A 25,723-nucleotide genomic window follows, 5' to 3' on the forward strand; every position below is an offset into this window, starting at 1 on the left:
TTCTCGTTAATGCAGCGCTTAAAGCGCTGTCATCGGAGTGGCTTCCATATCATAAATGTCTTTTAACTTAGCGCGCAGTTGATAGTACTGTTCGCTTGCTGTGCCTTGTAGTTCAATGCGTTGATTATCAATTTCAACGATTTGATCGGCGACTTGTATATCCAAGTTTTGCCCCATTTCGTCGAACAAATCACGCTGGGCATGCAGTTCCTTATTGGTTTGAATAGCCTGGCTAAGCGAGCCGATAGCCGCAATGCCTGCACCTGCAGCGGCAACTTGACCCGCTGTCGAGCTTGAGTTTGACCCTAGTAGTACAGAGGCAACAGCAAACAGTCCCGCAGTTACTTGCTTAGTGGTACGCTCGGTTTCTAATTCGCGTATTTTCTTTGCTTCAGGCAAGGTTTCCTTTTGATATTTTCTGTATGCTTCCTCTGTGGTCACCCAAAAAGAGTCGTAAGTTTCTTGCAGACTGTCTATAAACTGTTCGTCTTTAGCTTGAATGGCACGAACTCGACGCAGCATAGGGTCGCTTTCAGATGGGGCACTTACTAATTCAATTGTGCCTCTGCGGCCTTGTTCAAGATACTGGCCAAAGCTTTCAGGGCTGTACATTTGAGCGTAGCGAAGGTCAGAAATGGTTTGAACTTCTTTTTTATAGGCTTCAGATTTTTCTTTCAGTAGGCCGTATACAAACTTAGCAATGTCGTCGAAAACAGGGCCATTCGGATTTTCACCACGAGACATGGCGTCTCTGTACCATCCTTCGCTTACCCGATATTCAAATTCCTCTTCGCCCCAAACGGTGTTTTTGGCGTCCATAACTTTTACACCAATTTCTACCGTTTCAGTATCTGAGTAGTTAATAATTCCAAGTACATAAACGTCTGCTAATGCAGAAGCGTCGGGAGTCACATTTATACTGCCGAAGGATTTTGTTTTACCCAGTGCTTCTTTAGTCGCTACGGCAAAGCGATTCGCTTCTAAGCGTCGAACTTGGGGCCAAATACCTTCTTCTTCAATCTCGTCATAGTCAATGCTTCCATCCCTCTCAGTGGGAAAACCCGGGTCGAAGACCGGAACCGCAACATCCATAAAAATAGAAGAATTGTAGTTATATGAATTAGACGATGAACCTAATGGCTGCCCTGAGCCTGGACCTACCATAGAAGGCCCTACGCTAGAGACTTTAGTTTGCGTTGAGCCGCAACCGCCTAAAAATAAGAGCGAGGCGGTAGCCACCACGGTAATTAGTTTTTTATTAAATGAAGACATTTCCTTTCCTTCTTCTTAGTGTTATTTACAGCCGTATTGTTCTTTTAATTCTTTAAAGTGTGTTTTTTCCGACTCAGTGGTTGCACCTTGTAGCCCAGTATTTACCGCGTCGCACACGGCAGAACTTCCGCCTTGCGAGGGGCCACCAACGGTGGTTTTCGACGTCGCCGAGGTCGATTTGGTGGACGAGGCTTGGGAGTTGGTCGATGCAGACTGTGTATTGGATTGTTCCGCACTCTCACCTGAAGTGCCTGCTCCTGAAGTACCGGTACCGTTTGCGCCAAGTGCGCCTGACCCGCTACCAGCATCAGTGCCCGCGGCATCAGCAATACCTTGCGCAGCAGATTGTGCGGCATTGTTCATGCACTCTTCGGTTTGATCAAGTACGCTAAAAAGAGACTTATCCATAGCCTCAATTTTTTCAGCCTCAGTCATTAGAGAGGTGTCCTGTTCGCCGAAATCTATGAATGAACAGTCTTGAAAATAGATGGGTGTGCCTTCCGCTTGCCCAAGTTTTGACATGCATAAAAGAACGACAATAATGAGAATACTGGGAACATTTCGATTCACGTTCATAAGTCCTTTTAAGATTGAAAGTCGAAAGCTGAGACAAAAAGCTGTGATAAGAAGAAAAGCACTGCTGCTTCTTGTTGAATACTTATAGCACCTTTTATACCAGTCCGCATAGATAATTACCAACTCAGCGAGACTTAAAATGTTCGAAATCGCGGCGTGTTACCTCAGGTGCAGTGGTTCTACATCAAGGTGACACAACAAAGAGTACGGACATTTTAAACTCGCCCTTCGGGAAGGTCTGGCAAGTTCCCTAGCTTCATTCTGGGAATTTGAAAGGGAACAGCCATTCCTGCATTCCCACGCTTCGCTAGGAAACTTGCCAGCGCCTTCTGAGTGGGCAATTATCTATGCGGACTGGTATTTCTCATCTAAAAAATAGGAAGATAAAGAAAAAGCCAGCGATGAGAGGTATCAACTCGTTCATCGCTGGCTTTTAAGTGTTACAGATTATGTCGGGCTATTTAGCCCGTCTGTTGGCGCTAATTACTGCTCAGCAGAATTAATGCTCCCAATGGAAGTGGTGCGCTTTGGCCTCAACCGCATCGGCTGTTGCCTGTGGCATAAAGGTGGCATTGTCTTGCTCGAAAAAGAATGGTTTACGCTTTTTCTTGCTGCCTACTTCATTCATCGTTTCCGACTCGTACACACGGCCGTTTAGCACGGTATATTCAACATACTCACTCTTTTTAATGTCGCTGAGTACATCGCCATCTATTACCACTAAGTCTGCTAGTTTTCCGGCTTCAATACTGCCGAGATCCTTAGCCATACCTAAGTGTTTGGCACCATCAATAGTACCACCGCGTAATGCTTCCCAAGGAGTAAAGCCGCCTTGTTGCATTATCCATAGCTCCCAGTGAGCGGCTAAACCTTCACGCTGTCCGTGAGCACCAATATGTACACTTACTCCATTGTCGCGAAGCTCTTTAGCGTAGCTAGCCACGTTTTGGTGGTTATATTGATTTTCTGGTGCGCTAGGTCTGCGAATAGCACGTCTATCTAAGATGGTTGATGGGGTATAACGCAGTAAGCGAGGGTTTTTCCACACCTCTGTTTTGTCGTACCAGTATTCTTCACCCATCATTCCGCCATAAGACACAACAAACGTGGGGGTGTAACCAAACTCTGTGGCTTTCCATAGTTGAGTTACGTCGCTGTACCCTTTTTCCACCGGTAGGCTGTGCTCTAAACCTGTATGGCCATCAACTAGCATGGTTAGGTTTTGCTGGAACTTACCGCCGCCCTCAGGCACTACCATCATTTCTTGGTTCTTAGACGCCCATAACACCTGTTGACGTTGGTCACGACGTGGCTGGTTATAGCTTTTGACTGAAATCGCGCCCGCTTCTTTTAAGCGTTCAACGTGGAAGTAAGCATCGTCATAATCGTTAATGATGGCCTTGTATCCTAGTCCTTCTGCGCCATATAAAATGGTGCCGGTAGAGTAAATACGTGGTGCTACAATTTTACCTTTGCGCTGTAACTCTGACGCTGCAAATATTTCAGTAGTGTCGTTTGACGGATCGTGAATAGTGGTTACACCAAAGGACACATTCGAGTACTGACTCCAGTTTTGCTGTGGAATGATTTCATTTCTTCCCTGCGAACCGTGAGCGTGAGCATCAATAAGACCTGGAATAATGGTTTTTCCGCTGGTATCAATTTGCATCGCGTCGGCAGGGATCTCGATATCGCTGCGCTTGCCGACAGCTTCAATACGGTTGTCTTTAATAAGCACAACGCCATCTTCGATGATTTCCTGCGTATTGTCAGCGTCACGCATGGTGACCACTTTGCCGCCTACCAGTGCTTTATACCCTGATGGTTTGTCAGCGTCGGTAGAGAACGATAGGTCCATTCCCTGTGCCACTGGCTCTGGTAATGTGTCTGAGGCTCCGTCAACGAAGGCGAAGGCTTCATCAAGAGAGCGCTTAAACAACGTCGGGCCGTTAAACCAGCTCAGTGTTTTATTGTCAGGCGACCACGTTAGGTACTCTCCAGCACGACTTGAAAGCTGTGTTACTGGTAGTGAGGTCATGTCTGGACCAATGGTAATTTTCTTACCATTATCGACGAACGGCGCCACATACGTTTTGAACTGATAGACAAAGGCAATCCACTTTTTATCGTGAGAAAGTTTGTACTCACTTACCTTGGTGCTGCCGTATAGATGAGTACGCTTGTCGTTGCCTTTAAGGTTTACACTAGATAGCTGCGTTTCGTAATAGGCTTCACCGCCTGCAGACTCAGTAAAGTAAACCCGTTCGTCACCGCCTGCAAAGTGGGCATTATACCCACCGTCGGTCACCTTATTGACGGTGTCTTCTTCAAGGTCAGCCACATAAATGCCAGGCTCCACAGAGTATTTAGGGTTAAGCAAATAGCCACCCGTGAATTTGCGAAACAGCACTTTCTCTCCATTTGCGGAGAATGATGGCTCAATGTAATGGCCCGGTTGTTCGGTGATGACTTTGCCTTTTCCGCCTCTCGCTGACACTACCCGAACGGTACCTAAATCTTGGTCGTCCCACGTGGTATACACCACTTTTTTACCGTCGTTAGAAAAACGTGGGTAAAACTCGTCGTGGTCGCTTTGTTTGGTTAAACGCTTGATGTCACCCGACTTCACGTCGCGAACGTACAGCTTACCTAGCGCCTGAAATAAAACGGTTTTGCCGTTAGGTGACATTTGAGACCAGCGGATCATATTGACGTCAAATTTGTCTGGAGCTACGTCTACGTCGAAACGAAGGGCGTCAGCGTATTGCACTATGGCGTCTACACTAATTTCAATCGTTGATGTGCTTTTGTCAGCAACATCGATGGTGTGGAACTTTCCGCCTGTCCAATACACGATTTTCGAGCTATCGGGCATCCAGTCGAAATACGCAAAGTAGCCTTCAGAACCAAAGCCTTCCTGCATATCTCTTTCAAGTTCTAGTGTGAGGGGCGTTTCAATACCCGTTTTAACGTCTTTTATAAACAGAGCAGTTCGGTCTTTCACGCGGCGAACAAACGCAATGTATTTACCATCTGGTGACGGAGTAGGGACAACTGCACCGCCAGTGCCGCTGATGTAACGGCTTTCTTCACCGGTTTCACGATCAAAACGGGTAATGGCAAAGATACCTTCTAGCGGGTCGCGATTGTATTCAAAGCGGCTGCCAGGAACGGTATTTTCTGTGAAGTAGATGTATTTGCCGTCATGAGAAAAAACAGGGTCAGCAATGTTTTGCTGATCACGCTTTCCGCTGTTTCGCGCTTTAATTTGCAGGCCGTCACCGCCTGACTTGTGATACATCCAAATCTCGCCCGCAGGAATACTGCGACTCGACATAATCCCCTTTGTTACCACAAGGTATTCGCCATCAGGGCTCCACTTAGGAGAGTGAATAAGGTTGTTCTTCTCACTAGTCACTTGATGAAGGTTTTCGCCATCGATATCCATAACCCACACATTACTTAGGCCATCGCGGTCTGAAATAAAGGCAACGTGCTTACCGTCTGGCGATATAGAAGGATGAATATTCCATGCAAAGTCTTGGGTAAGTGGCGACGCATCACCGCCATTGATATCGACTTTATATAGATCGCCAAGCATATCGAAAACCATAAACTTGCCGTTAGGTGCCACATCTAGGCTCGACCACGTGGTTTCAGTAGTGCTTATTGCCACTTCATTAAGTGCATAAGGCGGGTTATTAACATCCCAGTTTTCTACATCGTAGCCGTTTTCTTCTTTACTCTGAGACGTTGCTTCCTGTGCAAAGGTAGGAGCAATGCCTGATGCCAACATCGCTGATGCGATGAGAGTCAGTGATAATTTTTTCATTGTATTTATTTCCAACTTTTTAATGTCGTTAGTTTTTATAGTGTGCGTGTTGTTGTTTCTTTTTCGTTAGGCCCGAAAACAAGAACAGCGTTGGTTGTTGATATCATACGTTACAACATAAACGTTATATAAACATAACGCGACTAGTCGCTTTCATTAAGTGATGAATGCCAGTTAACATTATATTTACGTTGTTTGTAAGAAGAAACAGAGTGGATAAAGAGTAAGGCTGATTTTTTTTAGCTCACAAAAAAGGCCGCTTAATCTCAAAGGCGGCCTACGGTTAATATTTTACAGCAAGTGCGACCTATTGAAGGTCACAGTTGCTGATTAAGTCATGAATTCAAGTTGAGAGTTCAAGCCCAAAGCCCAAAGCCCAAAGCAAAAAGCCCAAGCCCAGAGCCCAGAAATTATGTCATAGTAACGAATTCTTCACCGCTGGTAGGGTGAATAGCGACACAGGCATCAAAGTCGGCTTTTGTTGCGCCCATTTTTATGGCCACTGCAAAACCCTGTAATATTTCATCCATGCCGTGTCCAATACCGTGCAGGCCAACCACTTTTTCATCTTTACCGGCGCAGATAAGCTTCATCTTTGTCATTTGGCGATGACGGGTTACGGCGGTGTACATAGATGCAAAGCTTGACGTGTAAGTTTTAATATTGTCTTCGCCGTGCGCCTCAATGGCTTCTGGCTCTGTCATTCCAATAGTGCCGATAGGCGGGTGGCTAAACACCACCGTTGGAATAAGTGAATAGTCCATATGCGCATCTTTTTGGCCGTTAAACAGACGCTCACTGAGCAGTCTGCCGGCTTTTATCGCAACGGGAGTCAGCTCTGCTTCACCGGTAATGTCACCAACGGCGTATACATTTTTGGCCGTGGTATTTTGGTATTTATCCACTTTCACCGTACCGTCATCACTAAGCTCAACATCGGTATTTTCCAATCCGATTTTATCGGTAGATGGCTCGCGGCCAATGGCCCAAATTAAGCAGTCTGCTTTTAACTGCTCGCCGTTGGTTAACGTTATTGTTAATTCACCGTCGTCAGCTTTTTCCACTTTTTCAACACTGGCGAAGGTGTGTAATTTACAGCCTTCGGTATTGATCATATCAACCAATGTTTCGTGAATGATAGGGTCGAAGTTTCTAAGTGGTGCATGTTTTCTCACTACTAAGTGAGATTCTGTACCTAACGCATGAAGTACACCTGCCAATTCAACACCAATGTAACCAGCACCCACAACGACTGCGCGCTTAGGCTGCTCTTTTAGGGCAAAAAAGCCATCCGAGTCGATGCCGTACTGCGCCCCTTCGATATCTGGAATAGAAGGGCGGCCACCTACTGCAATAGTAATGTGGTCTGCCGTAATTTTTTCACCATTCACTTCAATCGTATTGTTATCGATAAACTTAGCAAATCCGTGAATTAGGGTTACGTCATTAGCAGTTAGCACGCGATCGTATGAGGCATGAATGCGTTCAATGTACGCTTGGCGACTTGCAATTAGGCCATCCCAGCTAAAGTGATTGACTGAAACATCAAAGCCATATTCTGGCGCATAGCGGTGCACGGCTTCTGCAATTTGTGCCCCGTACCACATGGCTTTTTTAGGAACACAGCCCACGTTTACACAGGTGCCACCAATATCCTTTGCTTCGATAATTGCCGCTTTTTTGCCGTGCTTTGCTGCGCGATTAGCCGATGCAATGCCACCGCTACCGCCGCCAATAGAAATATAATCAAAATGTTTCATACAAAAGCCTTTTAAATTGTTAGAGCCAATTCTTATTTTTCCATTCTCACATGAATTCTACTGTAACGACATACGAAATAGCATCGCCAGCGGCAATAATGCGATTAATCGCAAGCAATACATGTAACTATGCGTATTGAGCACACATCAGCCACAAGCCTTTGCTGCTAAAAATATCCGTACTCTTTGTTGTGTCACCTTGATGCAGAACCACTATACCTGCGGTAACACGCCGCAATTACGAACCTTTTAAGTCTCGTTGAGTAGGTAACTATCTATGAGGACTGGTATAAAAGGTTCGCTAGTCGCTAATTACTAGCTACTAGCGCACCTTTTTAAAGAGAAACTACTGACTTGTAGTCTCAGAATTGCTTTCTGGTTCTATTTGAATGCTAAATGCTTTACCGCGCTCTTCTTCAAATTGCTGTAGTTTTTGAATGGTTGCACGGTTAAATACGTGGCCTTCAGGCAAGATGAGTATATGACTGTCGTTATACAAGTTTTGAGCCAGCTGCATCCCTTCTTTTAACTGAGCGGCCTTCATTGTGGTATCGAGTAGGGTAGAGGTGCCAATGTCCTCGGCGCTTAATAGTAAATCAAGATACTCACCGTCATAACGGGTGTTTCTGTGTTTTTTCATTTCTGCTTTGGCGTCTCTAGGCAGCATTTCCACACCGCTCATTCGGCCAGTGACCAAGCGCCAGTAGTCTCTTGCAATCGCCAATATTCGTGCTCCCACAGGGATCTCTTTCGCTACCTTATTGTAAAGGCCGGAACCATTGTAGTGCTCAAACTGAAACTCGATGATATCTGATATGGGCTGAAGCTCTTCGGCTGGAGCGAGAATAAGCGCAGCTTGTTTAGTTTGCGATAAGTAGTTCTGTTGCTGTTGATATTTCAGCTTAGCAAACGGCTCGGCAAAATCTTCTACCAGCAAACCCAATTGGCCGAGTTCGCATATGAGCCCTGCATACTTTACCTGTTTGATATCACTTTTCTCTAGCTGTGCAATACGGGCAATTTTTGCCGCAAGTTCGCTCACTTCAATGGCAAACTTACCGTTGATATGGGGGTTGATACTGATTACGTTGAACAGCACTTGCTCCATGGCCTGGTTGTGCTTCTCAATCTTATTTAGCGCAAATTTTATTTGACGGGTTCTTTTTTGAACCACACTTTCAAGGGACGTATTAATGTCTTTGAGCTTTTTGTTCTGAAGACGAGTCAGCTTTTGCAGTCGCGTATTTTCCTCTTTAAGCTTAACCCGTTCTAGCCCTTCATTGATAACTGAAATGAGCTCTTGGTTATCCCATGGCTTCTGCAAATAGCGATGAATTTTACCTTGGTTTACGGCTTTGATTGTAGACTCGATATCGGCATAGCCGGTGAGAACCACTCTAAAGGTGTCAGGATAGTTTTTAGCGACTTGCTCTAACAGTTCAGCCCCAGACATTTGCGGCATTTTCATATCCGAAATCACCACATGGACAGTCTGCTTCTGCATTAGCTCTAGGGCTTTTGAGCCGCCATCAGCGAGCAGCAGATTTATATCCATTGTAAACAGAGCACGTTTTATCGCGCGCAATATATTGGGCTCGTCATCGACAAATAAGACAGTGTATGTCACCGGCTTTTCTGGGGTAGGTGCTGTCATAAAAAACGTAATCCTGTTAAAACGATATCTCTCACTATGTAAGCATTGCACTGCCTACGTCGAGTCTTTCTTAATGTACTGACAATTACTCAATACCCTAACCGGACATTAGTACCTTGACTGTTAGTCAATAGGCTACCTTAGGTAGCTAGGTTTCTGGTTCGTCGCTTTCATCTTTCACAATGGGTAATGCCAATGTAAACATGCTGCCTTCATTTTCTACGCTTGTAACGCTTAAACGACCGCCATGTTCCTGTGCTATTCCAAACGAAATAGACAATCCTAATCCGGTACCTTGCCCTTCTGGCTTGGTAGTGAAAAATGGATTAAACAGCTTATCTAAATTGTCTTGAGGAATACCGCACCCAGTATCTTTCACCCTTAACTCTACAAAATCGTCAACGACGACTGTGGAGATAGTGACTCTCCCATGTACACCTGTGCTTTCTACCGCTTGGCCTGCATTGATAAGCAAATTCGTCACGACTTGTGAAATTTTGCCAATATTCATCGTCACCGCAGGCACGTTGCCTAATTTAGTTTCTACAGTACATACATATTTTAGCTGGTTATTAACCATGGCCAATGTGGTGCGTACGCAATCGTTAATGTTGTGTAACTGCACGCCATCGCTATCTACCCGGGAGAAGAGTTTTAGCCCTTTCACTATTTCTGCAACGCGATGAAGCCCCTCGGTGGAGTCATTAAGTAAATCGCTAATATCCTCATTGATAAATGCCATATCTTTATCAATGATGTTTTGCTTTATATCGGTAATGAGAGCTAATCGCTGAGCCTCATCATCGCTATTTAGTAGCGCTGTCACTTGCGCGAATAACATTTGATAGGTGGCAATATAGTCGTTTAACGTTGATATGTTGCTACTCACAAAGCCAACAGGGTTGTTTATCTCATGAGCAACGCCGGCAGCTAATTGACCAACGGAAGCCATTTTCTCAGCTTGCAATAACTGCACCTGCGCTTCTTTTAGGTTTGTGTTTGTCTCTTCAAGCTCCATGTTCTTTTGATTAAGCTTTGCCGTTCTGTCACGTACCTTATCTTCAAGTAGGGCGTTGAGTTCTTTAAGCTCATCTTCAAAGCGCTGTCGCTGTCCGTGCTCTTCTCTTAAACGCTCCACTAAATGATTAAAAGCTTCTGCTAAATCACTGAGTTCGTCTTTACCGCGAACCTCGATAAGGATATTTTGATAATGATTATTTTCAACGGCTTCGCCAAGATGTTTAGCACCAGTGTGAAGTGATTGAAGCTGTCTCATTAAGTAAGAGCCAAGTAAATAAGACAACAATCCAACAAGTACAAACTCAAGCACCGCTAGGGTGAGCGTCCAGCTTCTCACCCGCGACACCGAGTCTGTCACCGAAGCAATATTTAATCCCATTTCCACATAGCCGTAGAGTGTGTCGTTCACCAAGATGGGAGCCCGTGTGTCGTAAATGCCATCGTCGGTGTGAGAGGCCGAGGTGTCCTTATTAAACGTGTTCTGCAATGCCCTTGAATCGCCTTTTTCAACAAACACTCTATTGTTTTTGTCTTTAACCCTTACGTAAGCAATATTGGGGTTGGTGAGTATTTCTGTAACATCAGCATCAAGAGAGGAAAGGTCGTAACTTAAAAATGCATTTTTAGTGGTAGAGACAAATAGTGCCGCGCTTGTGCTTGCAGATTTTTCAACGCTGCTATCAACAAGGTCGTTTAAAAATTGAAAAATAGTGACCACTAAAACAATAAGCAGTAAGGCGGTTATTGATATCACGCCTGTAATGGTTTTTGTTCGCAAGGATAATCGCACAGTTAGTCCTTTAACTATGGGGCCGAGATAGTGATGATATGCCAAGCTCACGGACATCATCCCAATGAGAATCATCGGCTTCAACGAAGCCGTTCATACCCAAATTCTTTAATATATCGGCGCTACTGGCATCACTAGAAATCGAGATTAATGCATTGATTATCGATTGTCTCTCATCTTCACTTAGCCTTGGGTGTGTAGCAATAGCGTGAGGAGTATAAAGAGGGCTTTCCCACAATATCCTTAACGACTGTTGAGCTGGAGATGACTGCAGCGTTCTATAAATTCCACCGCCAGCGATAAAAAACTGTTTTTCTACATTTAAATAAACGGAATCGTGGGAATTTACATAGCGAGGAACAAAAGCAATATTTTCGTTTCGTAATTTGGCGCTCGTGACTATGCTTGCGGCAAAGGCAGCCGGTGCTGGAAATACTAGCTCGGCCCCGTTTAGTTCGGACAAAGATTGAATGCCACTATCTTTATGGACAACAATAATGCCCTGTAAACGTTTATCTTTTTGTTTTGCGAGGGCTTGGTAACCCACTGACGAGTTAAATACGACAAAATGAAACGGGTTCATGTAGGCAATATCGTATTCGCCATTTGCTAAGTTAGCTTCAAAGGAGGGAATGTCTTTTGCCGTGTGAAAATCGATAGTGAGGCCGGTGTAATTTTCTATGTAGTCAAAAAGAGGCTGCCAAGACTTCACCATTTTTTTTGCAGACTGTTGAGGAACAACGCCAAAAGTGAGGGTTTTCGCTTGTACCCCATGCGGTAACATCAGTATAAAAGCGGTGCACATTGCACATAGTACTCTACACATGAAAACGCTCCTTATCCTCTATTGCCCTACATCGACATAAACTGCTCGAGTACCATGGTGAGATCGTGGTTAGAGAATGGCTTTTGAAGTGATGCATCGGCACCTATTTCTAAGGCACGTTCAAGGCTAATATCATCGAGTGCAGAAATAACAACAATTTTTAAATCTTTATATTTGCTTTGTTCACGTGTGAAATCGATGACGCTGTATCCATCCATTCCCGGCATACTCAGGTCGAGTGTCATGACCTTAGGCTCATACTGACTCAGCATTATGCCCGCTTGGAAACCGCCGGTAGCAATGTAGCTGTCGAATCCAGCTCTGCGTGCTACCCGTTGAATTGACTTTGCAACAGGCATTTCATCATCGACAATAAGTATTGAAGGTGTTGCGTCACCCTTAAGTGAGTCGGGGATAGGCATGTCGTGACGCTCTAAAAATTCAATGAAATCTTCAACGAGCACGCGATTGTTCCCTCGGCCGGGAAGCTTGAAGCCTTTAAGTTTACCGTTTTCTATCCATCTGATTACGGTACGCAAATTAACATCGCAGTATGATGCTATTTCGCCCGATGTAAGTGTCTTCATAGTTTCGCCCTTTTCATATCCTTGTGAATTATAGCGTCATACGCACAGAAGACAAAGTAGACAAAAGGTTTAAATGTGACATTAGTGACATTTCGGTTTGTGGCGGCTGAAAGGCCAGCAAAAGTGCGCTTTGTCACTGTTAATAGCTTTTGATCTTCGACTAAAAAATAGTTGTACTTACAGGTTAAGTCAAATCACTTACCAACCATGGCATGATACAGCGAAGTGTGGCGGTATTGTTTAGACGAAGCTTGGCTGTGAATGAATGTTGTTTTTCGATGAAAAACCCCCACCTTATTTATAATTGAGATTATGCATACAACGATAAGAGTAAATATATTATGACGACCCCAGCAATTGAATTAGTCGACGGTTTACCCATATTTTCTGGCATTGAAGCCGATTCGATAAAACCAGCCGTTGAGCGCGCTATTGAGGCCTGCAAAGCAGAAATTGACGATGTAGTCGCGTCTAAAGATTATTCTTATCAAAATGTGGTTCTTCGTCTAGAAGAAGTTGACGACCGACTTAGCAAAATATTTTCTCCAGTGTCACACATGAACAGTGTGGTTAGCAGTGATGAGCTGCGTGAGGCCCACGATGCCTGCTTACCATTATTGTCAGAATATGGCACTTGGGTTGGGCAACATGAAGGTCTGTTCAATGCCTATGTGGCGCTACAAAATTCAGAAGAGTTCAGTAGCCTAGATGATGAACAACAGAAAGTAGTCGAAAACGCGGTTAGAGACTTTACGCTGTCTGGCGTGGCATTACCTGATGCGCAAAAGAAGCGCTTTGCAGAGATACAGGCAAAGTTAAGTGAATTGTCTTCTACGTTTTCAAATAATGTGATGGATGCCACCATGGGGTGGACTAAGCATGTTAGTGATAAAAGTGTGTTAGAGGGTATGCCAGAGTCTGCCTTAGAAGCGGCGGCGCAGGCTGCCCATCAAAAAGACCTTCAAGGGTATTTGTTCACGCTAGATATTCCATCTTACCTTCCTGTGATGCTGTATGCCGATAACCGTGATTTGCGTGAAGAAATGTATCGTGCGTACTCAACGAAAGCGTCTGATCAAGGGCCGAATGCAGGCAAGTGGGACAATACCGATATCATTAAACAGATACTATCGCTACGTACTGAGATAGCTGAACTGCTGGAATTTTCGAGTTACGCTGAGCGTTCGCTAGCCACTAAAATGGCTGACTCTACCGAGCAGGTCATTGGTTTCTTGCGCGACCTAGCGGCTAAGTCGAAGCCTCAGGCAGAACGAGAGTTAGACGAAGTAAAAGCGTACGCCCGCAACACGCACAATGTGACTGAGTTAGCGTCTTGGGACTTGCCTTATTACAGTGAAAAGCTGAAGCAAGAGAAGTACACAATCTCAGATGAAATGCTGCGTCCTTATTTTCCAGAAGACAAAGTGCTGTCCGGGTTATTTGATGTGGTTCACAAACTTTACGGCCTGTCGATTGTCGAGCAACCTGGTGTAGATACTTGGCATGAAGATGTGCGCTACTTCACCATCACTGATGAAGCTGACGTGCTTCGCGGAAGCTTCTATTTAGATTTGTATGCACGAGCGAAAAAGCGCGGTGGTGCCTGGATGGATGAATGTCGCGTGCGTCGCGAAATGAGCAATGGCGAACTGCAGCTTCCTGTCGCCTACTTAACGTGTAACTTTAACGCGCCCATTGGCGATAAGCCTGCGTTATTCACCCACGATGAAGTGGTAACGCTTTTCCATGAGTTTGGTCATGGCATTCACCATATGTTAACCAAAATGCGCGTGGCGGGTGTATCTGGTATCAATGGCGTACCGTGGGATGCGGTAGAGCTACCAAGTCAGTTTTTAGAGAACTGGTGCTGGGAAGAAGACGCACTTAACTTCATTTCTGGACACTATGAGACTGGCGAGCCACTACCGGCAGATTTACTAGAACGTATGTTAGCAGCCAGAGACTATCAATCTGCCATGCAGATGGTCAGACAGTTAGAATTCAGCTTGTTTGACTTCTTACTTCACAGTGAAAAAGGCAGCACCGTTGACGTGCAAGGTGTGCTCGATAGTGTAAGAGACGAAGTGGCCGTATCTGTACCACCCTCTTTCAACCGTTTCCAAAATGGATTTGGTCATATTTTTGCTGGTGGATATGCAGCAGGCTACTACAGCTACAAGTGGGCTGAGGTATTATCTGCCGATGCTTACAGTAAGTTTGAAGAAGACGGTATTTTCAATCGTGAAACCGGAAAAGCCTTTTTGTCGAATATCTTAGAAATGGGTGGAAGCAAACCGCCAATGGAGCTATTTGTCGCGTTTAGAGGTCGAGAGCCTAAAGTGGATGCATTACTGCGTCACAGCGGGATAAAAGGATAACACACGCTATGGCTGAATCGTTTCACTCTATATACCAGCGAGCGTGTGAGCGAAAAGGTGGAAAAAGGGTGCTTGAAGCTATGCTTCACGCACCCTTGTCGGCTTCTGATGTGGCTACTATTCCGGACGATCGTTTTTTAGCCGCAATGACGAAAAAAGTGTTTCAGTCGGGTTTTGTGTGGCGAGTTATCGAAAATAAGTGGGACGACTTCGAAACGGTCTTTTTTAACTTCGATATCGACAAAGTATTGTTGATGCCTGATGAGATGCTAGAGCAAAAAGCATCTGATAAACGCATTGTAAGAAATTATAAAAAAGTCATGACCGTGAGAGATAACGCCATCATGATCAAAGATGTGTCGTTAGAATACGGGAGTTTTGGAAAGTTTGTGGCGTCTTTTGGTCCTGAAAACATCACCGAACTATGGGCTTTTTTGAAAAAGCGAGGCGCACGGCTTGGCGGAAATACGGGGCCTTATACACTTCGCTCCCTAGGTATTGATACCTTCTTGTTGTCCCGTGACGTGGAAGATTATTTACGTAAAAACGATATTGTGGATGGCGGCCTTACCTCGAAGAAGAGTCTTAGGGCAGCGAATGATACGTTTGCCAATTGGCATAAAGAAAGTGGCCGGTCTTTGCAAGAGATAAGCACTACGGTGGCATTCAGCTGGGGTACGAATTCACGGGTGCGTTAAGGCTTTAGCTTACCCTCACAATCCTATACACTTCAGCTTTGTGAAATACAGTTAGCAATAGGAACGTTATGAGCGACAATCAGACCTCATCAGCGGGTGATGTGCACTCTTCATCCGAGCACTCTCTTTCTGAAGAGCACGTGCTAGAAAACGATGTGGAACAAACGGCAGAGCAAGCTACAGATCAAAAGACGCACTTCGGTTTTAAGCAAGTAGAGAAAGAAAAAAAGGCGTCTTTGGTTGCCAACGTTTTCGATTCTGTCGCAGCGAAATACGATGTAATGAACGATCTGATGTCCATGGGCGTTCATCGTTTATGGAAGCGATTCACTATTGATTGTTCAGGTGTGCGCGCGGGCAATAAGGTGCTCGACATTGCAGGTGGCACTGGCGACCTAACTGCTAAATTTTCTCGCTTAGTTGGCCCTACTGGCCGCGTAACCCTTGCTGATATTAATTTATCCATGCTTCAGGTAGGTCGAGATAAGCTGCGTGATCGCGGGCTTGTCAGCAATATCGACTACGTTCAAGCTGATGCAGAAGCACTGCCATTTCCCGACAACCACTTTGATGTGGTTACCATGGCATTTGGTTTGCGAAATGTGACGGAAAAACAAAACGCGCTTAATTCAATTTATCGGGTGCTAAAGCCTGGCGGTCGCTTATTGGTGTTAGAGTTTTCTAAACCAACATCTGAGCAGCTCAGTAAGCTTTATGACATGTATTCATTTCACTTACTTCCCAAGATGGGGCAATTGGTCGCGAACGATGCAGAAAGCTACCAGTACTTAGCTGAAAGTATTCGCATGCACCCAGACCAAGACACCTTGAAAGGCATGTTTGAAGAAGCCGGGTTTGAGCAGTGCGACTACCAAAACTTGACGGGCGGTATTGTAGCGCTTCACCGAGGTTATAAATTTTAATGCCTGCATCTGCACTTTTTGCGGCTACGCTAGAGTCTTCTATCAATAAACTGCTAGCGCTGGATAGCGACAGTAAGTCGAGGCTTAACGCCCTTGACGGTTCGCGGATGTCAGCGTTTTTATCTCCTATTCCATTTGGCATTACCCTGGTATTTTCCGACAAGGTTGATGTGCTGACAGAGCATGGTGATTTTGAAGAGGTAAAGGCGCAGTTAGGTGCCAAAGACTGTTGCATTAAAACCTCACTCGATACATTGCCAGCGCTAAAAGAAACCAGTCAGTTAACTCGCCTTATTCAGCAAAAAGCGCTGTATTTAGAAGGTGAGTTAAACGTGGCGCAGCAGGTAAGCAGTCTGTTTCAAAATCTCGACATAGATGTAGAAGAACTTATCGCTATTAGAACAAATGACGTTTTTGCCCATCAGTCGATGAAAACGGTAAAAGCTTTTCATGAAAAATCCATGTCGATGCTTGCCAACATGGGTGATGTGTTTGGCAATGCCTTAGTGGAAGAAAAAAAGTTGGCTGCACATAAGCTCGCGGTTATGCATTTTAGCGATGAGGTCAGTGCGTTGCGAGATAGCACAGAGCGCTTAGATGCCAGGCTACGTGATTTAGAAGAACGACTTAAATAAGAGACTTGCATGCGAATTGTTAGGCTGTATCAAATTAATCGAGTGCTGCTAGAACACGGCCTCGACGAACTAATTCCTGCAAAGTGGTTACCTTGGTACGCAAGGCTATTGCGCCACAGTATCTTTTGGGTGCGCAACAAGCACAAAGGTAAATCCCAAGGCGAGCGAATTACGCTTGCGCTACAAAGCTTAGGGCCTGTATTCATTAAGTTTGGCCAGATGCTGTCAACACGCCGAGACTTGCTTGCGCCTTCTATTGCCAATGAACTGGCGCGGTTACAAGATAAAGTGCCGCCTTTTCCTTCACAAGCGGCCCAGGCAATAATCAAGTCCTCTTTAGGCCTAAGCGAACTGAGCGAACTGTTTAGTGAATTTGAAGAAGAGCCTTTAGCATCAGCGTCTATCGCGCAGGTGCATGCAGCAAAATTAAAGGCAAATAACGAAGACGTGGTGGTAAAAGTACTGCGCCCTGATATTCGCGATACGATAGTGGCAGACATGGAGCTGTTGTTTAGTTTTGCCAATATTATTCAACGCTGGCTTCCCGATGGCAGGCGCTTGCGCCCTGTTGAAGTGGTGGTGGAGTATCGTAAGACTATCGTGGATGAGCTTGATTTACTGCGTGAATCGGCCAACGGTATTCAGTTGGGCACCAACTTTGAGGGCTCTGATGCCCTGTATGTACCTAAAATTTACAGTGACTACTGTCGTCATAATGTGCTTGTTATGGAGCGAATTTACGGCATTCCCATTTCGAATATCGATGCGTTAATTGCGCAAAATACCAATTTAAAAAAGTTAGCAGAGCGCGGTGTAGAAGTATTTTTCACCCAGGTGTTTCGCGACAGCTTTTTTCATGCAGACATGCACCCGGGTAACATTTTTGTTTCCACCGAACACCCAGATAACCCCAAATATATCGCTATCGACTTCGGCATTGTAGGTACCTTAAATAAAGAAGATAAGCGCTACTTGGCCGAGAACTTTATCGCCTTTTTTAATCGAGACTATCGCAAAGTAGCGCAACTTCACGCCGATTCTGGTTGGGTACCTCAAGACACCAACATTGATGAATTTGAAATGGCCATTAGAACGGTATGCGAGCCTATATTTCAAAAGCCCCTAGCCGAAATTTCCTTTGGTAATGTATTGCTGCAACTATTCAATACAGCCCGCCGTTTCGATATGGTGGTGCAGCCCCAGCTGGTGCTGTTGCAGAAGACTTTGCTGTATGTGGAAGGGTTGGGAAGGCAGCTATATCCGCAGTTAGACTTATGGAAAACCGCGAAGCCGTTTTTAGAAAACTGGATGAAAGAGCAGATTGGATTTTCTGCCATGATGGGGAAGGTGAAAGCCAACTTTCCGTTTTGGTCAGAAAAATTGCCCGAGATGCCAGACTTACTTTACGACAGTTTACAGCATATAAAACGGATGCCGCTACAGCAGCAAAAGGCGTCCGCAGCGCTTCTTCAAGAGCAGAAAAGAACTACTCAGACCACTCACTTAAGTGTGGTTGGTGGTACATTTATTCTACTTGCCGCTATCCTGCCAATTTACGGCATTTCGTGGTATTTCCCAGCATTTAGCGGTGTTATTGGCACTGTTTTTTGGTTCTTGTCTTGGCGAAATAGTCGGCAATAACGGCAAAGCAATAATGAACTTTTTATGAATCTGGTTAATAAGCCATTAATTAGTATGTTAATTGTTCCCAAGAGTGTTATAGTGGCAATGGCTGTTTGCCAGAGTCTTTAAATAGACGAGATTTGTATTATTTGCTATATGTTGCTACAAGTAAAAACTGCTCGAGTTACCCAGTAATTTGTGTTTGTTGTTAGTCCATTCGTAAGTAAGCCTCAATACTCCGCCAATTTAAAGACCAACAGAAACACAGTTACACGCGCTTTTTTGCGCAATTTATTACGATATTTGAGGTCTATACGACATGTCTAAAGTTACAGGCACCGTTAAGTGGTTTAACGCTGATAAAGGTTATGGTTTTCTTACTCAAGATAATGGCGGCAAGGACGTTTTCGTTCATTTCCGTGCAATTATCTCTGAAGGTTACAAAACTCTTCCAGAAGGTCAGCGCGTAGAATTTGAAGTTGAAGAAGGTCAAAAAGGTCTTCAAGCTGCTAACGTGCAAGCTATCTAAGAAATTCAAAAATGGCGGTCAATTTGACCGCCATTTTTCTTTCCGCTTTATTTTACTTCCACCGGCAATCTCGTTGTTCGGCATTGTGTAAATCGTGCTTGTTCTAATCGCCACGCTAAACACATAACTTAATTTTCCAGTCTCAAGAAAACGCTCTCGTTAACCAAAATTCACACTCTGCATTGCCTGCTATGTATTGCTATTTCCTTGTGTAAAGTGTTCTACTAAACCTAGTAGTGTTGGTTTTGTTGTGCTGGTTATCTCTAGAGTACAAACAAACCGACAAACGCCTCATTTTGCTTATATTTTCACATTTGGTTATTAGGGTATTCTTATGATTATTCGTATGGTTGGCTCGCAACTTTTCTCATTCTCTAATATGACAAGACCCAAAAGAGGTGTAGGGAGAACTAGGGCGGTGGGCGCTTTATTGAGTCTGGGCTTGGGTTTAGGTACGGCCACTGCTGCCGAAGGGGCTGTATTAGCACTTGCATCAGCAACTGCAATAGGATCTGCGTCTGCACTAGTATCCGCGCCAACGGCTGAATCAGCGACTGCAATAGGATCTCCGTCAGCCTCTGAACCTCTATCTGAATCGGCGCAAAACAGTGAGTCGAGTGATGATGAGCCATCGACAGTAGTAGCCACGCTTTTTGATAAGCCTATCACTGCAAAAGATATTACCCCAGATGACGAGGTTTTAGCTGAAATGGCCTCTCAAGCGAGTAGCAGTGAAGAACAAAATGCCATGGTGGCACTTGCCAGCCTAACAAAATTGTCAGAACGTATTATTGAGGGGGTGCTAGACGACTACGTCGTACAAAATAACCTCGCTGTTGATGCAGCGTTGGTAGAAAAATTTAAAACTAAATTTGCGGGTAGCGCCAGTGAAGATGGCATTAGCGACGATGTTGCAAAGCGCCAAGTTATGATTTTTATAGCAGAAAAGCATATGTACAACACTTATGGCGGCAAGGTCGTGTTTCGCCAGTCTAACCCACAGTTACCCGTTGGTGCCTATTACAAAATGCTTAAAAACTATGAGCAATCAGGTAAATTTACCATTCTCGATAAGGGGCTTGCCGATGGTTTTTGGACGCCATTTACCCCGCCGTATCAGTACGAGTTGGCTGAAGAGAATATTAATTTTGCTCAGCCTTGGTGGTTGTAATTAGCATTGCAGTGGCCTACGGCCTAACACTGCGCTTAACTTATCAGCCAAGTTAAAGCCGAGATTAGAGCCGAGATTAGTGCCTAGAGTAGAACCGAGATTGAAGCCGAAATAAAGCCAAGCTTTTAATCGTGCTTTTAAAGGCGTAGATAGAGAAGCAACAAAATGACAATATGTAATGTATGAAAAACACTAACATTGATGCTATCGATCGCACCATCTTGAGTATTTTACAGCAAGATTCAGAAACGCCTGTTGCACAAATAGCTGAGCAAGTGGGGTTAACCTCCACACCTTGCTGGCGCAGAATACAAAAGTTAGAAGCAAGCGGCATTATCTCTCGACGAGTAGCGTTACTGCAGGCACAAACACTGGGCCTTACCATGACCGTGTTTGTGCAAGTTAAAGCAGGCAATCATGATGGAAAGTGGTTGTCGACCTTCTCGCAGCATGCATCTTCTTTTGATGAAGTGGTGGAGTGCTATCGTATGTCGGGGGAATATGATTATTTGTTAAAAGTGCTGGTAACCGACATGGCCTGTTTCGACCACTTTTATAAACGGCTGGTAAGCGGTATCGCCTTTTCAGACGTCACCTCAAGTTTTGCTATGGAGCAAATTAAATATACCACTGCGGTTCCTCTCACACATTTATAGTGTGTGAAGCCCTTTCATGCAACAGGCATTCAACGCAAAAGACAGATAGCTCCAAAAACAAATACTGCCAAGGCATATTTTACAAAGGCACATTCTACCAAGGCACTTAGCGCTTAGGCATACAAAACAAAAACATATATAACAAAAACGAAAAGGGGCCTATCGAATAGACCCCTTGGTTCGTTTTGATGAGGTTGAAGCTTGTAAGCTCGCTCCGCTTCTCTTTACTTCACTTTACCTTAGTGTCTCACTATGTCAGCACACGCTCTAGTTAGTAGTAAGACAGCTTCTCTGACTTTCCTGAGAAAATTTTGTATACCATCACGGTGTAAGCCAAGATAACAGGGACTACCACCACCACACCAACTAATAAAAACCGGAGTGAACTGGCATCACTTAGCGCGTCAGATATCATCATTTGCCCTGGAATAATGAACGGGTAATAACTTATGGCAAACGCGGTAAAGCAAAGTAGAAAGACTAACAATGCGATGAAGAACGGTAGCCATTCTCCTTTGCCATCACTATGGGGAAGCTTTTTCAGCAGCACCCCACAGAGTGTTAACAGCGCAAAGCAGGTAACCGGAATGGCAAATAGCATGACTCCCCACGGCGCCGATAGCCATAAGTCGCGCACCTCTTCATGCAGAGATAGATTGGCAATACTCACCGACACAATACCCAGCGCTAATATCCCTAACCCTCGTTTTGCCCAGTAATATGCTTTTTGCTGCAATTCACCTTCCGACTTTAAGATAAGCCAGCACGAGCCAATAAACGCGTATGCCGCTGTTACACCCAGTGCTGCTAATACGGCAAACGCTTGTGCCCACAAATCGGTGCGAAGGCCAGTAACGTAAATACCTAGCATGTAGCCTTGGGCAAGGGTAGTGAGCAAAGAGCCATACTTAAACACTAGGTCCCATTTACGCTTATTTACTTGCACTACCTTTGCGCGAAAATCGAAGGCAACGCCCCGTAAAATAAGCCCTAGCAGCATAAAGGTTGCCGGCAGATAAAGAGTTTGCAGTACTTCGCTGTGCGCTTCAGGGAAGGCAATAAGTAACAAACCTACTGCGAGTACTAACCAGGTTTCATTGGCATCCCAGTATGGGCCAATAGAGGCTATCATGTCGTCTCTAAAGGCTTCTGTGCGAGGTGGTATCAGTACGCCCACACCCAAGTCGTAGCCATCTAATATGGCATAAAGTAAAACCGACAAGCCCAATAAACCCACATAGATATTACCGAGCATTTCAGGTGAAACATGTTCAAACATAGTGACTCCTTACACCGTGACTGGGTTGTTATTGGGGCTCATTTTCGCTTTTGCGATCTCGCGTTCCTCGGTGGTGATTTCTTCAATCTCAACTGCTCGGCGACACATCAGCATTAGGGTGCCGATGTAGGCGATAAGTAGCCCGCTGTAGATAACAGCGTACAGAGTAAACGATATCGCGATATTGCTGGGTGGTAGTTGTGTTACTGCGTCAGTCGTTTTTAATACACCGCTAACAAGATAAGGCTGTCTGCCTATCTCTGTAACATACCAGCCTGCAAGGGTTGCTACCCAACCGCTAAATGCCATACCGGCAAAAGTACGTTTTAACCACACCGGGAATGAACGGTTACGCATTAAGTAAATACTGCCTAACCACGACACTGCCAGCATCAACATGCCCATGCCTACCATTACCCTGAATCCATAAAATACGGGCGCAACTGGAGGATGCTCCCCCTCAAACTCATTGAGGCCTTTTATCTCGCCTTTTAATTCGTGGGTAAGAATTAAGCTGGCTGCATAGGGAATGGGAATTTCGAAATGGTTTTCTCTGCCTTCCTCATCCGGTATAGCAAACAACAGTAGCGGCGCGCCCTCAGTGGTTTCCCACAGACCTTCCATAGCGGCTACTTTCTGCGGCTGATGCTCGAGGGTGTTAAGCCCATGCATGTCGCCTGCAAAAATCTGTAGCGGTATCAGCACGGCCGCTGTGTAAGTAGCCGTTTTAAGGGCAAGCTTGGGCGCAAGTTTATCGTCACCTTTTAACATTCTGTAGGCTGATAGACCGGCGATTAAAAAGCTTGCCGTTAATCCCGATGCCAACATCATGTGCACAAAGCGATAGGGGAACGACGGATTGAATATTATTTCTTTCCAATTGGTGGCGTAAACCACACCGTCAACTACCTCAAACCCTTGTGGTGTCTGCATCCAACTATTCAGCGCTAAGATCCAAAACGCAGACGTTGTGGTGCCAAGGGCGACAATAAGTGTGGAAGTGGTATGCAGCCAATTAGGGACTCGGCGAATACCAAATAGCATAATACCTAAGAACGTGGCTTCTAAGAAAAAGGCGGTGAGTACTTCATACCCCAATAATGGGCCAGCGACATTACCCACTTTTTCCATAAAACCAGGCCAGTTTGTGCCAAACTGAAAAGACATGGTTACACCGCTTACTACACCTAGGGCGAAGCTTAGCGCGAAAACCCGTACCCAAAATCGGTACATACGCATCCATACAGGGTGACCAGATATGTTAGAGCGCATTTTAAAGTAGAAAAGAAACCATCCCATAGCCATGGTAATGGTGGGAAATAGAATATGAAAACTGATATTTAAAGCAAACTGTAATCGAGACAACAAGAATGCATCCACAGAACGTCTCCTTAATTAACGCTGTTTTTACCCGGTAAAATCTTATCCTTAAGGTCTAGCATACGGCCTACGCCAGAACCGAGTTTCATCAGCGTATTAAGTTTTTCTGGTCCAAGGTTTTGAAGCTCTTCAGACCAAGCCGTAATTGATTCCAATAAATCGTGTATTTCATTAAGCTTATTTTGTGCACCAGCTTCGGTGCCATTTGCAGGCTCATCGAGCAGTAGGTCTCGCAGTAGGCTTAGAGTTGGATCTATTTCGCGTTTTCTTCGTTCTTCAAAAACTCGATTGGCCAACGTCCAAATATCGCCTGCAGGAATAAAAAACTCTTTGCGTTCGCCGGGTACTAAATGCTGTTTGACGAGTCTCCACGACTGAAGTTCCTTTAACCCCATGCTGGTATTTCCGCGGGAGATATTCAGCGCATCAGCAATTTCTTGTGCTGAAATAGGTTCTTCGTTTAACACAATAAGAGCCAAAATCTGTCCTACAGTTCTGTTAAAGCCCCATCGACTTCCCATTTCACCAAAGTGCATTACTGCTGATGTGATCAAAGGTGTCATCTTCATTTTGTGTGCCTATTGAAGTTTCAGAAATTACTGAAAGTTTAATATTCTATTTGATGCAGATCAATCTTTTTTGACATTAATATGGTTTCATAAATACGCCGCTTCGCTTCACTACGCCCACGAGCTCAATAGCACAGGAATGATAGTTAAATTGTCATACGGGAGAGGTAAGCTATTACTAAGGACGTTTCAGCGCTTTTTGGTATCTCTACATGACATCGACTCTTTCCCGGTACCACTTTTACTTGGTAATAAGTACGTTCACATTACTGTCTGTACTGGGGCAGGTTTCCACTAGCATCTATACTCCTTTCTTTCACGATCTAGCCCATACCTACAACAGTAACGTTAGCCTTATTGAAAAAAGTGTGGCTATCTTTCTTATTGCTTTTTCAGGTTCACAGTTACTGTCTGGTATTCTCTGCGATTACATAAATAAACGTTTTTTTCTGTTATGTGGAATTTTAGTGTTTATGTGCGGCACTCTTTTGGTTGCATTGGCTAATTCAGACAACAGCTTTCTTTTAGGTCGAATTGTGCAAGGGCTTGGCGGAGGCGTTGGAGTGTCAGTGTCACGGGGCTTATCAAGGCAAATATTTAATGAAAAGCAACTTAGTGCATCACTCTCTATTACCAACATAGCATTTGCCATTGCGCCTGCGATTGCTCCGTTACTAGGTACTGTAATTGGAGAGCAACTAGGCGTGTCTGCTATTTTCTATTTCGTTCTAACAATAGCGGGCGCAGCGTTATTACTTCTTTTAATCGCATCTGAGACTATTTCCCGTCACAGTCCGGCGGTTTCACCTAACGTTTTAGGTGAAACCTTCAGGTTGATTAAAAAGAGTAGCGCGCCGATTATCTTGATGGGCGTAGCAAGCGGATTACTCTATGGCATTGTGTTTTGTTTCATCACTATCGCACCGTCGATGATTATGGAGCAGCATGGGCTGAGCAAAACGCTTTTCTCTATTTATTCACTGCTCGCAACTCTCGCCTTTGTTGCAGGTAGCATACTCAATATTCGGCTTTCTAAGTTGTCTAGCTTACTAAAGTTTAGGCTTTCGAGTGTTGCCATACTGAGTTTGTCAGTACTCATTAGTGCGCTCACATTTCTCCTAAATCTTGACGGTTTAGTTATGATGCTCGCCTACAGCTATGCCACTTTCTTTTTTACTGGTATTGCTATGCCGTGCAGTGTCACTATTATGCTGAGCTTTTCAGCAAAATCAGCAGGCTTTTTGGCCGCATTGGTGGGCTTTTTTCATTTATCCGGCGCTGCCGCAGGCGCTTACTTAGTTGCTTATTTAGGTCGCACGTTTTCAATGCTTCCTGCACATACCTTCGTTCTTATAACAACGGGCTTATGCCTTGTAAGCACTTCTGCTTGCTTACTCTTAAAACGGTCTAGAATTTAACTTACAGCCTTGGTGAAAAGTCAGTTCATCTACGTTTTTAGTGCTTACGTGGCTTTTTTCATTAAAAAATAAGCGAAAAAGTGATTATTGGCGTTAGAACCTTTACCATATCGAATTAGTTATTTTCAGGCGCTTTCATGATGTTGC

20 protein-coding genes are annotated in these 25,723 nt (G+C 44.6%); 9 read left to right on the forward strand and 11 right to left on the reverse strand.

The annotated features are described in order from the left end of the window. Positions 1-18: 18 nt before the first annotated feature. The 8 genes from AC27HD_RS15360 to AC27HD_RS15395 form a co-directional block, all read right to left on the reverse strand. Positions 19-1,272, reverse strand: coding sequence for a hypothetical protein (locus AC27HD_RS15360; protein WP_487106916.1), 1,254 nt, complete (start codon positions 1,270-1,272; stop codon positions 19-21). A gap of 21 nt (positions 1,273-1,293) precedes the next feature. After that, a complete protein-coding gene (locus tag AC27HD_RS15365; protein WP_487106918.1) occupies positions 1,294-1,842 on the reverse strand; it encodes a hypothetical protein in 549 nt (182 codons plus the stop codon). 505 nt (positions 1,843-2,347) lie between these two features. After that, positions 2,348-5,689 carry an amidohydrolase family protein gene (locus AC27HD_RS15370; RefSeq protein WP_487107039.1) on the reverse strand — a complete coding sequence of 1,114 codons (3,342 nt, stop codon included), beginning with the start codon at positions 5,687-5,689 and terminating at the stop codon, positions 2,348-2,350. A 401-nt stretch (positions 5,690-6,090) separates the two neighbouring features. Beyond that, positions 6,091-7,440: a glutathione-disulfide reductase gene (gene gorA / locus AC27HD_RS15375; RefSeq protein WP_487106920.1), complete on the reverse strand. Its 1,350-nt coding sequence runs from the start codon at positions 7,438-7,440 to the stop codon at positions 6,091-6,093. A 346-nt stretch (positions 7,441-7,786) separates the two neighbouring features. Further along, positions 7,787-9,094 (reverse strand): response regulator c-di-GMP phosphodiesterase, NosR family, encoded by a 1,308-nt coding sequence (gene nosR, locus AC27HD_RS15380; RefSeq protein ID WP_032094921.1) that lies wholly within the window; start codon positions 9,092-9,094, stop codon positions 7,787-7,789. A 148-nt stretch (positions 9,095-9,242) separates the two neighbouring features. Next, positions 9,243-10,904: a sensor histidine kinase gene (locus tag AC27HD_RS15385; RefSeq protein WP_487106922.1), complete on the reverse strand. Its 1,662-nt coding sequence runs from the start codon at positions 10,902-10,904 to the stop codon at positions 9,243-9,245. Positions 10,905-10,914: 10 nt separating this feature from the next. Beyond that, a complete protein-coding gene (locus tag AC27HD_RS15390) occupies positions 10,915-11,730 on the reverse strand; it encodes a PhnD/SsuA/transferrin family substrate-binding protein (protein WP_200883164.1) in 816 nt (271 codons plus the stop codon). A 26-nt stretch (positions 11,731-11,756) separates the two neighbouring features. Further along, positions 11,757-12,317 carry a response regulator gene (locus AC27HD_RS15395; RefSeq protein ID WP_032094918.1) on the reverse strand — a complete coding sequence of 187 codons (561 nt, stop codon included), beginning with the start codon at positions 12,315-12,317 and terminating at the stop codon, positions 11,757-11,759. A 341-nt stretch (positions 12,318-12,658) separates the two neighbouring features. Between AC27HD_RS15395 and prlC the strand changes: the two genes are divergently transcribed. The 8 genes from prlC to AC27HD_RS15435 all read left to right on the forward strand — a co-directional run bounded on the left by prlC (position 12,659) and on the right by AC27HD_RS15435 (position 20,930). Then, positions 12,659-14,695, forward strand: a complete 2,037-nt coding sequence (gene prlC / locus AC27HD_RS15400; protein WP_032094917.1) for an oligopeptidase A — start codon at positions 12,659-12,661, stop codon at positions 14,693-14,695. A gap of 8 nt (positions 14,696-14,703) precedes the next feature. Further along, entirely contained in the window at positions 14,704-15,393 is a 690-nt protein-coding gene (locus AC27HD_RS15405; RefSeq protein ID WP_032094916.1) for a DNA-3-methyladenine glycosylase I, read from the forward strand. Between the two features lie 68 nt (positions 15,394-15,461). Then, on the forward strand, positions 15,462-16,316 hold the full coding sequence (gene ubiE / locus AC27HD_RS15410) for a bifunctional demethylmenaquinone methyltransferase/2-methoxy-6-polyprenyl-1,4-benzoquinol methylase UbiE (protein ID WP_235207861.1): 855 nt from the start codon (positions 15,462-15,464) through the stop codon (positions 16,314-16,316). Continuing rightward, entirely contained in the window at positions 16,316-16,951 is a 636-nt protein-coding gene (locus tag AC27HD_RS15415; protein WP_487106925.1) for a ubiquinone biosynthesis accessory factor UbiJ, read from the forward strand. The genes ubiE and AC27HD_RS15415 overlap by 1 nt, the downstream gene beginning before the upstream one ends. Positions 16,952-16,960: 9 nt before the next feature. Continuing rightward, entirely contained in the window at positions 16,961-18,592 is a 1,632-nt protein-coding gene (gene ubiB, locus AC27HD_RS15420) for a ubiquinone biosynthesis regulatory protein kinase UbiB (RefSeq protein WP_487106927.1), read from the forward strand. Positions 18,593-18,893: 301 nt separating this feature from the next. After that, on the forward strand, positions 18,894-19,103 hold the full coding sequence (gene cspE, locus AC27HD_RS15425; protein ID WP_032094913.1) for a transcription antiterminator/RNA stability regulator CspE: 210 nt from the start codon (positions 18,894-18,896) through the stop codon (positions 19,101-19,103). A 334-nt stretch (positions 19,104-19,437) separates the two neighbouring features. Continuing rightward, positions 19,438-20,274 carry a hypothetical protein gene (locus AC27HD_RS15430; protein ID WP_487106929.1) on the forward strand — a complete coding sequence of 279 codons (837 nt, stop codon included), beginning with the start codon at positions 19,438-19,440 and terminating at the stop codon, positions 20,272-20,274. A 182-nt stretch (positions 20,275-20,456) separates the two neighbouring features. Continuing rightward, positions 20,457-20,930 carry an Lrp/AsnC family transcriptional regulator gene (locus AC27HD_RS15435; protein ID WP_200883163.1) on the forward strand — a complete coding sequence of 158 codons (474 nt, stop codon included), beginning with the start codon at positions 20,457-20,459 and terminating at the stop codon, positions 20,928-20,930. A 271-nt stretch (positions 20,931-21,201) separates the two neighbouring features. On the opposite strand, the gene AC27HD_RS15440 is transcribed toward AC27HD_RS15435, so the two are convergent. Genes AC27HD_RS15440 through AC27HD_RS15450 form a run of 3 tightly spaced genes read right to left on the reverse strand, consistent with a single transcriptional unit; the run spans position 21,202 to position 24,158 of the window. Next, positions 21,202-22,209, reverse strand: a complete 1,008-nt coding sequence (locus AC27HD_RS15440; protein WP_032094912.1) for a cytochrome d ubiquinol oxidase subunit II — start codon at positions 22,207-22,209, stop codon at positions 21,202-21,204. A 9-nt stretch (positions 22,210-22,218) separates the two neighbouring features. Then, complete coding sequence (locus tag AC27HD_RS15445; RefSeq protein WP_487106932.1) at positions 22,219-23,589, reverse strand: cytochrome ubiquinol oxidase subunit I; 1,371 nt, start codon at positions 23,587-23,589, stop codon at positions 22,219-22,221. Between the two features lie 11 nt (positions 23,590-23,600). Next, positions 23,601-24,158: a GbsR/MarR family transcriptional regulator gene (locus AC27HD_RS15450; RefSeq protein WP_032094910.1), complete on the reverse strand. Its 558-nt coding sequence runs from the start codon at positions 24,156-24,158 to the stop codon at positions 23,601-23,603. A gap of 212 nt (positions 24,159-24,370) precedes the next feature. Between AC27HD_RS15450 and AC27HD_RS15455 the strand changes: the two genes are divergently transcribed. Beyond that, positions 24,371-25,576 (forward strand): MFS transporter, encoded by a 1,206-nt coding sequence (locus AC27HD_RS15455; protein WP_487106934.1) that lies wholly within the window; start codon positions 24,371-24,373, stop codon positions 25,574-25,576. The last annotated feature ends 147 nt before the right edge of the window (positions 25,577-25,723 follow it).

Source organism: Alteromonas sp. 4NS20-0143 (assembly GCF_057542855.1).